This window comes from Rhodococcus sp. BS-15, from assembly GCF_000813105.1.
Taxonomy (GTDB): Bacteria; Actinomycetota; Actinomycetes; order Mycobacteriales; family Mycobacteriaceae; genus Rhodococcoides.
Genome location: NZ_BAOX01000167.1, coordinates 1 through 10,623 on the forward strand (window position 1 = coordinate 1; position 10,623 = coordinate 10,623).

At 63.3% G+C, this 10,623-nt stretch carries 11 protein-coding genes, 2 pseudogenes and 1 riboswitch; of the genes and pseudogenes, 5 read left to right on the plus strand and 8 right to left on the minus strand.

Annotated features, from left to right (window positions below):
* Nucleotides 1-697: 697 nt before the first annotated feature.
* Entirely contained in the window at nt 698-913 is a 216-nt protein-coding gene (locus RHBS_RS17535) for a hypothetical protein (protein WP_128646123.1), read from the plus strand.
* 3 nt (nt 914-916) lie between these two features.
* On the opposite strand, the gene RHBS_RS17540 is transcribed toward RHBS_RS17535, so the two are convergent.
* Entirely contained in the window at nt 917-1,201 is a 285-nt protein-coding gene (locus RHBS_RS17540) for a GNAT family N-acetyltransferase (protein WP_128646124.1), read from the minus strand.
* A 186-nt stretch (nt 1,202-1,387) separates the two neighbouring features.
* On the opposite strand from RHBS_RS17540, the pseudogene RHBS_RS17545 reads away from it, so the two are divergent.
* Nucleotides 1,388-2,157, plus strand: a pseudogene (locus tag RHBS_RS17545) (hypothetical protein).
* A gap of 230 nt (nt 2,158-2,387) precedes the next feature.
* Nucleotides 2,388-2,708 (plus strand): homoserine dehydrogenase, encoded by a 321-nt coding sequence (locus tag RHBS_RS17550; protein ID WP_128646125.1) that lies wholly within the window; start codon nt 2,388-2,390, stop codon nt 2,706-2,708.
* Nucleotides 2,709-2,721: 13 nt separating this feature from the next.
* Here RHBS_RS17550 and RHBS_RS17555 read toward each other — a convergent pair whose 3' ends face one another.
* Nucleotides 2,722-3,084, minus strand: coding sequence for a helix-turn-helix domain-containing protein (locus tag RHBS_RS17555; protein ID WP_128646126.1), 363 nt, complete (start codon nt 3,082-3,084; stop codon nt 2,722-2,724).
* A gap of 74 nt (nt 3,085-3,158) precedes the next feature.
* Between RHBS_RS17555 and RHBS_RS17560 the strand changes: the two genes are divergently transcribed.
* Entirely contained in the window at nt 3,159-3,815 is a 657-nt protein-coding gene (locus tag RHBS_RS17560) for an FMN-dependent NADH-azoreductase (RefSeq protein WP_128646127.1), read from the plus strand.
* A 20-nt stretch (nt 3,816-3,835) separates the two neighbouring features.
* Complete coding sequence (locus RHBS_RS17565; RefSeq protein ID WP_128646128.1) at nt 3,836-5,113, plus strand: LCP family protein; 1,278 nt, start codon at nt 3,836-3,838, stop codon at nt 5,111-5,113.
* Between the two features lie 32 nt (nt 5,114-5,145).
* On the opposite strand, the pseudogene RHBS_RS31600 reads toward RHBS_RS17565, so the two are convergent.
* The 6 genes and pseudogenes from RHBS_RS31600 to RHBS_RS30840 all read right to left on the minus strand — a co-directional run.
* Nucleotides 5,146-5,881: pseudogene (locus tag RHBS_RS31600) on the minus strand (ABC transporter ATP-binding protein).
* Entirely contained in the window at nt 5,874-6,710 is an 837-nt protein-coding gene (locus RHBS_RS17575; protein WP_187298536.1) for an ABC transporter permease, read from the minus strand. Before RHBS_RS17575 ends, RHBS_RS31600 begins: the two are co-directional and overlap by 8 nt.
* A complete protein-coding gene (locus RHBS_RS17580; RefSeq protein WP_128646129.1) occupies nt 6,688-7,701 on the minus strand; it encodes an ABC transporter substrate-binding protein in 1,014 nt (337 codons plus the stop codon). Before RHBS_RS17580 ends, RHBS_RS17575 begins: the two co-directional genes overlap by 23 nt.
* Nucleotides 7,698-8,420: a TenA family protein gene (locus RHBS_RS17585; RefSeq protein ID WP_128646130.1), complete on the minus strand. Its 723-nt coding sequence runs from the start codon at nt 8,418-8,420 to the stop codon at nt 7,698-7,700. The genes RHBS_RS17580 and RHBS_RS17585 overlap by 4 nt, the downstream gene beginning before the upstream one ends.
* Nucleotides 8,414-8,513, minus strand: a riboswitch (TPP riboswitch). It overlaps the preceding gene by 7 nt.
* 63 nt (nt 8,514-8,576) lie before the next feature.
* The gene (locus RHBS_RS17590; protein WP_128646131.1) at nt 8,577-9,974 is read right to left on the minus strand and encodes a sugar porter family MFS transporter; all 1,398 of its coding nucleotides are present in this window, start codon (nt 9,972-9,974) and stop codon (nt 8,577-8,579) included.
* Between the two features lie 118 nt (nt 9,975-10,092).
* Nucleotides 10,093-10,623: hypothetical protein (locus RHBS_RS30840; RefSeq protein ID WP_237669348.1), on the minus strand; the 531-nt coding region annotated here is incomplete at its 5' end.

Genomic DNA, 10,623 nt, shown 5'->3' on the forward strand with positions numbered 1-10,623 from the left:
CATTCGCCATCCGCGCGCACAATCGCACCCCGACCGCTCACCATTCCCCGCGCACCTGACGAACGCGCGCGCATTCGCGACGACGAGGGACTCAGGCCGGATGCCGGCGCGCGAGGCGGCTGCGGACTGCGTACGCCAGGGCAAACGCGCGCTTATTCGTGGACGTGAGGGCCAGAACCCGGGCACGGCATGCGAGGCGACTGCGGACTGCTTATACGAGGGCAAATGCGCGCGCGTTTGCGGGCTCGGAGTCTCTACTTCTACACAGCTGACGGTAGATACGAGTATCACCTCGCGGCGAACGCTGTGACGGTTCGGTGCGATGCCATCGTCTCCGCATCCCGTCGCTCGAAAGTGATGTGCCTGCGAAATAGCCTTTGTGACAGGTCAATTGGTGGACGACAGTTTTCGCGTCGTGCTCGCTGAATTTAATCGGTGGAGTTCGTGGCTGCGGCCGTGCATGATCGTGGCACAGGCACATCGCAGAGACCGTGGAGGTGGACAATGGCAGCAGAAGCGAATTACGTAGGCCGTCGAGTCGTCTGCTCTCGGTTCGCGATTTGCGCCGATCATGCTCTCTGAGTGAGCCTTCGGCCGAATCGGCCGGTTTCGGTCAACGATATTCAGCAATCGATCCAATACTTCGCCGCATAGTAATGCTCTGTGTTCGGCGTCCACTCTTGCTGTAGGAGAACAGATGTACCACTACGAACAGATCCTGAACGAACACCGACAACGCGTCGCGCGTGGTGCGCAGAACTACGAACGGCGTCGGGTTGCAGCGGAACGAGCTGCCGAAACAGCTGTCGCAGAGGTGGATTCAGGTGAGACCGGGGCGGCGGACACAGTGGCCTCGAACGACTGTGAATCGGAATCCGAGATCAGCGTCGGGGTGATGTCGTTCCGGCGCTGACGGTCAGGGCTCCATCAGATGCGAGTAGCGATCGCCCGCGGCTGCGATGAAGTCGCGAACGAACCAGCACGCAGGGGCAACGCGCAGTCCCTGCGTGCTGGTGTCGTCGAGAGCGTATTCGGTGAGGGCAGCGGCAAGTCCTCGACCGCGAAACTGCGGAAGCGTCACGGTGTGGTGAAACGTTCTGGAACCGTCCGATTCGAGGTACTCCGAGTATCCCGCCAACTCGGAATCGACATAGATCTCGAAGCGATGGTCGGCACCGTCGTGGGTGATCTCGACCGTCATGGTTGTACCTCCTCGCCGAGTTCGGTGTCACCACGGTAACCGGCACCCGTCCTGCGGGGTGTTCTGCGGTTACTCGAGCACGCATTGACGCAGTAGGGTGAGGGAAACCGAGTCGTGCAAGCGCCACCCGTCGCAACACCTCTCTTCATAAGTACGGGGCGCTCTCGAGGCTGAAGGTGGCAATCCGTGGAAGACACATCCGACCGGGGAATCAAGGCATTCATCCGAACCGTCGCACAGCGCGGTGGACGCGCGGAGCGGCTGACGACATCGCGACGCAATCCCGTGCAGGTCTGGTCGATGGACGGCACGTCGTCGTGCATAGTCCGAGTGAGATCGAAGGTAACGGGTGATTGGAAGGCCCGCAGGCAGGACGAATCGCTCGAGAGTGACGACACCGGATCCTCGTATTGGGTGTTCGTCGATCTCGCGAACGAAGAGCCGCGCTTCTACATGGTCTCGTCCGAAGAGATGGCTACCGACATCCGCGGAGAAGTGGACCTCTGGGTCCAGGATTCGCCACTCCGGACCAGGACCGGGCATCACGCAATCGCCGTGGACCGAGTGCTGCACGGCAGCGAGCGTTGGGACCTGCTGGGTCTGAGTTCGACGTTGGACAGATCGGTCGACCTCGGCCCCGAACAGACGTGGGTTCGTACACCACGGGTGAAGGCACCTCGTAAGTCGGCCAAGGCAGCCGTGAAGAAGAAGTGATCGACAACCGGGTACGGGTGGTCGCCGATTGTGAGGGCTATCGGCTCAGCGCCCGCTACGATCCCGAGACGCAGCGACTGGAGATCACCGCAGGACCGATGGAAGGCCGCCGGTTCGACAATCCATCCGTCGCTGCCAGTGCGGTAGCCACACATATCAGTGGGGATGTCGAGGAGCGCGACGGCTGGCAGTTCTGGCAGCTGGACACTCCGGATCGCGCTCCGCTGGGATCGTTTCAGTAGAGAACCACAGCTCACGACCGCTGTGTTGTGACTCCTCACCAAATTGGCATTTCCGGTAAAAACGGGACAAAGGTCCGATTAATCTTGCGCTGGTAGGACGAGCTCCCTGTTTTAGCCTCTGGGTCGAATCGATGTTCGAGAGTTCGTCCGTGCATCGAAATTCGGGTATCAGCGAGCTCAACGGTCGACAGTGCGAGGGGTGCTGTCGACCGTGGGGAGAGGTCTTCACCATGGAACATTCCTTCCGGACGGGCTCAGCCCACGCGTCCCGCTTCCTGTTCCTCATCGCCCAGTTCGTCGATCGGAGAATCCCAGCCGAGTTCTTCTCGGCTCAATTCCGAGAACTGCAGAACACCCAATCCACGTATCTCGATGCCGACGTCTCTTCGGTCATCGGAATGTTGTCGGTCGACGTCGGCGCGTACCTGGGTGATGTCGAGATCCGAGGGGTGGACTACATCGACTCCGAACAACTCTGGCTGGCTGCCGGTCAGGCGTTCCGTGATCTCATGACCGTCCAGTCCGAGCACGTCGAACGTGAGGCCGGGTGACGGCACCCCAACGTCACCGGAATCGATCACGATGCCGCAGAAGGTCTTCGAGCCGAAATCGTCTGTGAGTGCCTCGCATTTCGATCGGTAGATCGCCCGCATCGGCCAACCGTCTGACATAGGTGTCGGAAACACCGAGCACCTCGGCAGCTTGCGAGGTGGTCAGCAACTCGTCCACGGTGCCGATGGCCACCGCCCGACCGGTCGAGAGCTGGGTGAGAAGTTCCAACACCGCACTGCGTGCTGCTTCGTCGAGCGGAACCTCCGAACCGCCGATTCTGATGTCCACGTCTGGTCCGGTCCGCTCGTGAACGACCGCCGCCAGCGAGTTGGCCGATCGCGAGTCGAGAGCAGGCATGACGAATCGGAAGTCCATCGGTCCAGGATAGGAGCGGGCAGAGGCGTCGGTACGCATAGGCTCGAAGCACCCAGCATGTGAGGAGTGTTGCAGTGCCCCAGTTGTTGCACCTCGATTCGTCCGCAGACCCGGATCGCTCGATCAGCCGTCGGGTGACGGCCCGCTTCTCGGACGCCTGGCATGGCATCGGCACCGATCACTCGGTGATCCATCGAGACCTGCACTCGAGTCCGCTGCCGCACCTACCCACCTCGGCGCTGCACTGGGCACCCCATCTGCGAACCGCCGACGAAACCGTGGATCCTTCCGCCGAGGCGTTGCAGGTCGAACTGATCGAGGAACTGATCTCGGCGGACGCGGTGGTGATCGGCGCACCGATGTACAACTGGTCGATCCCGTCGACATTGAAGGCATGGATCGACTACGTACACGTTCCGGGTATCACCGTGCCGTTCGACAGTGACACGGCACCTCTCGTCGGCAAGCCCGTGGTCGTGGTGACCAGTCGGGGAAACGACTACACCCCCGGTACCGACAACGCCTCCGCCGACCACACCACCGCGCAACTGCGACAGGTGCTCGGAGTTGCTCTGGGGATGGACGTGCACTTCGTTCCGGTCGACCTGACGCTCGCCGAGCGGGTGCCGGCGCTCGCACCGCAGATTTCGCGGGCACGAGCCAATCTGGAGGCGGCGTTCTCCGCCGTCGACGATCTCGCGCTGCGATTGGGTGGAGCAACCGCCAGGTGAGGGCCGAGTAGCCTGGCGAGGTGCTCCCGAACGGCCCAGGCAACGACACCACCCGCGGTGAACGTGGATCGGGGCGCCATCGCATGAGGACGCCGTCGCGCAATCGCGGCCTCGCGCTCCGAATCGGCCGGGTTATCGTCGCCACTGCGGCAGTTGCCTCGATTGCGGTGAGTGGAATCGGGTTCGCGGTGTACCGCGAAGCCACCACAGGACTGACCACCTCGGATGCGCTCGACGGCATCGCTGACAACGATTCGAGTGGCAACGGCGAGGACACCAACATCCTGTTGATCGGCCTCGACAGTCGCAAGGACATGGACGGCAACGACCTGCCCGCCGAGTTCATCACCGATGCGCTGCATGCGGGCGACAGCGATGTCGGCGGTTACAACACCAACACGCTGTTGCTGGTGCACCTTCCGGCCGACGGCGGTCGCGCGACCGCGCTGTCGATACCTCGCGACGACTACGTCGACGTTCCCGGATACGGCAAGCGAAAGATCAAGGAGGCGTACGGACTTGCGAAAGCCGACGCCGATTCACAATTGCTCGACGATGGCGTCATCGATACGGCCGAGCGGGAGCGTCGAGCGCGAGACGCTGGTCGACGATCGACGTTGACCGCGGTTCGTGATCTGCTCGACGTGCCGATCGATCATTTTGCCGAAGTGAACCTTCTGGGCTTCTACGACGTGGCGACCGCCGTCGGGCCCATTCAGGTGTGCCTGAACAATCCGGTACACGACATTTATTCGGGGGCGGACTTTGCGGCGGGGGCGCAAGAGCTGAGCGCTTCGCAGGCGCTGTCCTTCGTCCGGCAACGCCACGGCCTCGACAACGGCGACCTGGATCGAACCAAACGACAGCAGGCATTCGTGGCGGGAGTGATGGCCAAGCTCAGCTCCTCCGGTGTCATGGCGAACATCGACGAACTCCGGGCGCTCGTAGCGGGCACCAAGAACGACGTCGTGATCGATGCATCCTTGGATCCGGTGAAGCTCGCAGGGGGAGCCGGTGCAGTCATGCAGGGCGACATCGATTTCTACACCCTCCCGATCACGGGCTACGACACGATCGACGGCCAGGACGTCAACCTCGTCGACGTCGATGCCATCAGGGCCGAGGCAGCACGGTTGATCGGCGACGCGCCTGCGCCCGCATCGCCGATGACCTCGGCGCCTGATCCGGCAACTACGCCGCCCCCGCTCGAGGTCGTCGCGTCGGATCCGCCCCTGGACCCGGCAACAGCCCCCGATGAGGGTGTGCACAGCGACGGCGGAATCCCCTGCGTCGACTGAACCCTGTGTCGACTGAATCCCCGCGGTACCGGTCAGAGCGTCGACGCGCTGAGCAGAACGTCCATCAACTGTTTTTCCACCGCCGCGAACTGCGGCGTCGTGACGATCTCGAGTCCGCGTGGGCGGGGCAGCGTCACCTCGATCTGGCGTCGAACGTGGGCGGGCCTGGGGGAGAGGACGATCACGCGATCGGAGAGATAGACCGCTTCGCGGATGTCGTGCGTGATCATCAGCACCGTCCACCGAAACTCCGACCAGACCTGCTGCAACCACGCCTGCATGTCGCTTCGAGTCAACGAGTCCAGCGCCCCGAAGGTTCGTCGAGCAGTAGTACCGATCGTCCCTGCACCACAGTGCGCAGCAGCGCCGCCCGCTGGCGCATGCCGCCGGAGAGCTCGGACGGTCTGGCCGACTCGTACCCGTCCAGGCCGAACACCGGGAACAGCTCGCGTGCCCGCGCCCGCGCTTCCTTCTTGCAACGCCCTGCACTTCGAGCCCGAGGGTGGTGTTGTCCAACACCGAACGCCACGGAAACAGGAGATCCTTCTGCGGCATGTAGGCGCACGGCGGTACTCGAACCGTGCCGGAATCGGGCCTGTCGAGCCCGGCCAGCATGTTGAACACCGTGCTCTTACCGGAACCGCTCGGGCCGATGATCGACACGAACTCGCCGGGGTGAACACCGAACGACATGCCGTCGAGTACGGGCTTCTCGCCGAATGATTTGCTGAGATCGCGAACATCGATGCACGTGTCGGCGTCAGACATGGAGACCCGCCGAACCGTGACGTGCCCAAGGCGCGACGAACCGCTCCACCAGGAAGGTCGAGACGAACAGGACCACACTGATCACGGCCGTGACGGCAACCGCGGCGAGAACCAAATCGGTACGAAACGAGTTCTTCTGTTGGCTCATGTAGATTCCGAGTCCCGCACTGGCCCCGGCATATTCGGCAAAGATCGCACCGACGACAGCGTAGGTGATTCCGATGCGCAGCGAGGTGAAGAATCGGGGAAGCGCCGACGGTAGCCGCACGTATCGAAACTGTTGCCAGCGCGAGGCACCCATGCTTGCCAGCAGCGACCGCGCGTCCCGATCGGCCGCTGCGAAACCCTCGATGAGCCCGATGGCCATCGGGAAGAACGTGGCCAGTGCGATCACCAGGATCTTCGGAAGCAGCCCGAAGCCGAACCAGATGATCAACAGCGGCGCGATCGCGATGATCGGAAGCGTCTGCGATACGACGAAGAGGGGAACGAACGCGCGCCGCAGCCACGGCGAGAAATCCACCGCGATGGCCAGCAACCAGGCCAGGGCCAACGAGACCGCGAAACCGACGAGGGTCACTTGCAGGGTCGCCGCCGCGTTCTCGGCGATCGCGTCGCGCTGCGCCCAACCCTGGACCACCACGCGGCCGGGGGACGGCAGCACCTGCGGCCGGATGCCGCTGATCTGGACGTAGACCTGCCAGGTGGCGATTATCAGAACGACGACGGTCAGCGCAGGCCACGCCCAACGCAGCGAGGCTCGGATACCGCTGAACGAGTAGGAACCTCGGTCAGCGGCTACCGCCTCATCGATCGCCGAGGTAGTCATTGGTGAAGTAGGTCGACCAGTCCGGCTCCGCGGTCAGAGGCGCGCCGTTCTGATCGGCGAGCACACCGCTGTCGTAGAGGAATTTCGAGTACTCGGTCCACTTGTCGAGACTCTGCCGTCCTACCTCGCCAGTGGAGTCCTTCATGTACTTCTCTGCGAGCATCTCCTGGCTCTCGAAGACGAGCGATTCGTCGGTGAATGTTCCCGGATTGGCGTCGATCAGATCCTGTGCGGCCTTGTCCGGATCGTCGGCGGCGAGTTGGTAGCCGCGCTGAAGTGCCTGGACGAACTTCTCGGCCTGATCCGGATGGGCTGCGAGCCAGGGCTCGTTACCACTGATCGTGATCGCGTAGGCGTCGGGAAATCCGTAGTCGGTGTAGTCGAAGTACTTCATCGGCGTTCCGCTGTGCTCGGCCTCGATGCCTTCCCACGCGAAGTAGGAGACGGTGAAGTCGGCGGTACCGGAGTAGACCGCCTCGTACGCCGAGGTGCCCAGTACCACCGTTTCGTATTCGCCTGTGCCGCCGTCATTCTGGATGACCTGCTGGAGTCCGGCCTGCTCACCGGATTCGCCGAAGCCGGCGTAGACCTTTCCGTCGAGTGCTTTCGGGCTCGGAATGTCGTCTCGATCGGCGCGAACTCCGATGCCGGTCGCCCAGTGTTGTAGCGGCGCGAGGACCGAGACGATCTGCGCACCCGCCGAGGTGGCGAAGACGCCCGAACTCTGTGTGCTGATACCGAACTCGGCGTTTCCGGCATCGACGAGAGTGTCCGCCGCAGTATTGTTGTACGGCAGAATCTCCACGTCCAGGCCGGCGTCGGCGAAATAGCCTTCCTGCAGGGCCACATAGAGGCCGGTGTGGTTGGTGTTCGGCGTCCAGTCCAACGCGAACCGAATGGTGTCGGAGTCCGTCGAGTCCGAGCAGCCCGCCAGTCCGGTCGTGGCAACGACGGCCGCCGCCAACGAGGCGAGAATTCGAGTGGTTCTCATGCGTACACCGCACTCTCGGCCAGGGGCCATGGGGTGGGATGTAAAGCGCTGTCCCAGAACATCAATTCGTACCTCGATGCCACGACGAAGGCGTCGATCATCTGCTCGCGCTGTATCGGAGTCGCGGCAGCAGCCGCGTCGTCCACGAATGTCCTGGCTTCGTCGACGATGGCATGGAATTCGGCGGCGTCGTACGCGGCCACCCACTGCGCGTACGGGTGATCGGGATCGCGATCGAGAACCGCCCTCGCGGCACCGGCGAGTGAGCGGCCGACGTCGGCGTAGATCCAGAAGCACGGCAGAACAGCTGCTGCTGCAACAGGATACGGTTCGGTTGCCGCCGTCGCGGTCAGGTAGGACGTGTAACCGAGGCATGCCGGGGAAGGCTCTGGCGTCCGGGTCGACGGGGGCAGCGCTCCACCGGTCAGCATGGCTTCGTGCGACGCGGCTTCGTCCATTGCGCTCGCGGCGGCGCTTGCCCAGAATGCTCCGGCGACCGGGTTCGGTGCGTGTGCTGCCAGCAGCGACAGCGACTTGACGTACCCACCGAGATAGAGCGAGTCCTGTTCGAGGTACCGACGGAACGCGTCGAGCGGAAGCGTCCCCGCCCCTAGGAGTCGAAGAAATTCGAGGTCGTCGATCGCGCGTCGAATGTCCTCGGAGGCATCCCACAGTAGATCGGTGAAGCGGACCGGGTCCGCAGATACAACAGGCGTCATCGCCTTGACATCCCTTCGTCAGCATTACCTGCATCAGGTTCGGCGGGTTTGATCTCAGCATCCGCATCGGCGGACACACCCCGTGTCAGAACGAAAGCGACAGTAACACCGGTCACTCGGTGTCGATGCCGCCGCCCCTGTATCTGCGGTTCGGCGTCAGCCCAGCATGTCCTCGAGTTCCATGCCCTTGGTCTCCCTGATCTTGGCCTTCACGAAGAAGAACGAGAGCGCGGCGAACAAAGCGAACCCTGCGTAGATCACCCATAGCCCCACAGACGACGTCAGTGGTGGGAAGGCAAGCGTGACAGCGAAGTTGGCCATCCAGTTGGCTGCGGTACCGATGCCGAGCGCCATGGCGCGCATACGGTTGGGGAACATCTCACCGAGCATGACCCACATGATCGGACCCCAGGTCGAGGCGAAGAAAATGACGAACAGATTGGCCCCGACCAACGCGATCGCACCCCACGGAGCGGGCAACGTGACCTCGTCGCCGCTGCCGGTTGCTTGCGAGAAGGCCACCGACGCCATGACGAGCCCGCCGAACATGCCGATCGAGCCCGCCATGAGCAGCTTGCGCCGACCGATGCGGTCGACGAACAGGATCGCCACGAACGTCATCACCACGTTGATCACAGCGGTGATGACAGAGGTGGTGAACGATTGATCCTCGGTGAAGCCGACCGACCGCCACAGCGTCGTCGAGTAGTAGAAGATGGCGTTGATGCCGACCAACTGCTGCAACACGGCCATCGTGATGCCGACCCAGACGATGGGTTGCAGGCCGAACTTCGGACCGCGAATGTCGGCGAACGACGAGCGTGACTCCTTGCGCAGCGTCAGTCTGATCTCGTGGACGCGCTCGTCCGGATGCAGCTCACCGGTGATCTCGGCGAGGACTCGGGCCGCTTCCTCGTCGAGATGCTGACCGACGAGGTAGCGCGGAGACTCCGGGATCAGGGTGGCCAGCAACCCGTACACGAGAGCGGGAATCACGCCGACCAGGAACATCCAGCGCCAGGCCTCGATGCCGAACCACAGGTCGTTGGACGCGCCGTCGGCGGCACCGGCGAGAAGGGCGTCGGACAGCAGAGCTGCGAAAATGCCGATGGTGATGGCCAATTGCTGGAGCGAGGCCAGGGAGCCACGCCATTTGGCCGGAGCGATCTCGGCGATGTACGCCGGTGCGATCACCGAGGCGATGCCGATTCCGAGTCCGCCGAGCACTCGCCAGAGCATGAGATCGGGGACGCTGAACGCCAATCCCGAACCGATCGAGGAAATGACAAACAGGGCCGAGCCCAGCAGCATGACTTTCTTGCGTCCCCAACGGTCTGCGAGGCTGCCGGCGAACCAGGCACCCACTGCGCACCCGATGAGGGCGATCGCGACCACGAAGCCGGTGGTGAACGAGCCGAGGGAGAAGTGATCTTCGATCGAGTCGACAGCGCCGTTGATGACCGAGCTGTCGAAGCCGAACAGGAACCCGCCCACAGCAGCGGCGATGCTGACGCCGATGACCTTCGCTGTGTGGCGGTCCGAGGTCTGATTCATGAGTGATGCACCTTCCGGCCGCGCGCACGGGCGTCGGCCGCTGGGGAGACCGTACGGCAGGGATTGTCGTACCGTCCCCGGACATTACGCCTGGTAATTTGCCGCGCGAACGAGACCGTCAACGAAGGTCGAAATCGTCGTCCGAGACGGTGAAGCCGTGACCGACCTGATCGGAGCACGTGACCCCGGTCTGCTCATCGATGCTGCACTGCAGGCCGTTGGTTGAGCCACTTCCGGGGACGGTGAGCACTTCGCCGTACGGCAATGCCGCCGCAGGACCGTCGAAACGGTGAAATTTGGGATCGCCGAGGCTTTCGAACTTCGCCGGGGACCCGGCGATCAGCTGCACAGCATTGGGTTTCACCGCCGTTCCCGACGCCCCGCTGCCGGGAACCTCGGGTGCCGAATCAGGGAGTGATCCGTGGCATCCGGCGATCGAGGATTCGAGGACGGCGATACCGCACTCGAACTTTCCGCTGGGGCTCGAGAAGTAGTACCAGCCGGGTGCCTTGCCTGCGTAGTCCTGCGGCTTCGCCTGGGCTGCAGCAGGACTCGTCGGTGCCGGAGTGGTGGACGTCGGCGTGCCGGTCGCGGTGGTGGACGGTGTTGCGACGTGGCAGAGGGGACGGAGGGAGCCGTGGTGATCGGG

Coding starts and splice junctions, on each gene's coding strand:
- RHBS_RS17585 (WP_128646130.1), bottom strand. CDS start 8,420: ATGACGCCTGTTGTATCTGCGGACCCGGTCCGCTTCACCGATCTACTG.
- RHBS_RS17580 (WP_128646129.1), bottom strand. CDS start 7,701: ATGAGAACCACTCGAATTCTCGCCTCGTTGGCGGCGGCCGTCGTTGCC.
- RHBS_RS17555 (WP_128646126.1), bottom strand. CDS start 3,084: ATGGACTTCCGATTCGTCATGCCTGCTCTCGACTCGCGATCGGCCAAC.
- RHBS_RS17590 (WP_128646131.1), bottom strand. CDS start 9,974: ATGAATCAGACCTCGGACCGCCACACAGCGAAGGTCATCGGCGTCAGC.
- RHBS_RS17575 (WP_187298536.1), bottom strand. CDS start 6,710: ATGACTACCTCGGCGATCGATGAGGCGGTAGCCGCTGACCGAGGTTCC.
- RHBS_RS17550 (WP_128646125.1), top strand. CDS start 2,388: ATGGAACATTCCTTCCGGACGGGCTCAGCCCACGCGTCCCGCTTCCTG.
- RHBS_RS17535 (WP_128646123.1), top strand. CDS start 698: ATGTACCACTACGAACAGATCCTGAACGAACACCGACAACGCGTCGCG.
- RHBS_RS17540 (WP_128646124.1), bottom strand. CDS start 1,201: ATGACGGTCGAGATCACCCACGACGGTGCCGACCATCGCTTCGAGATC.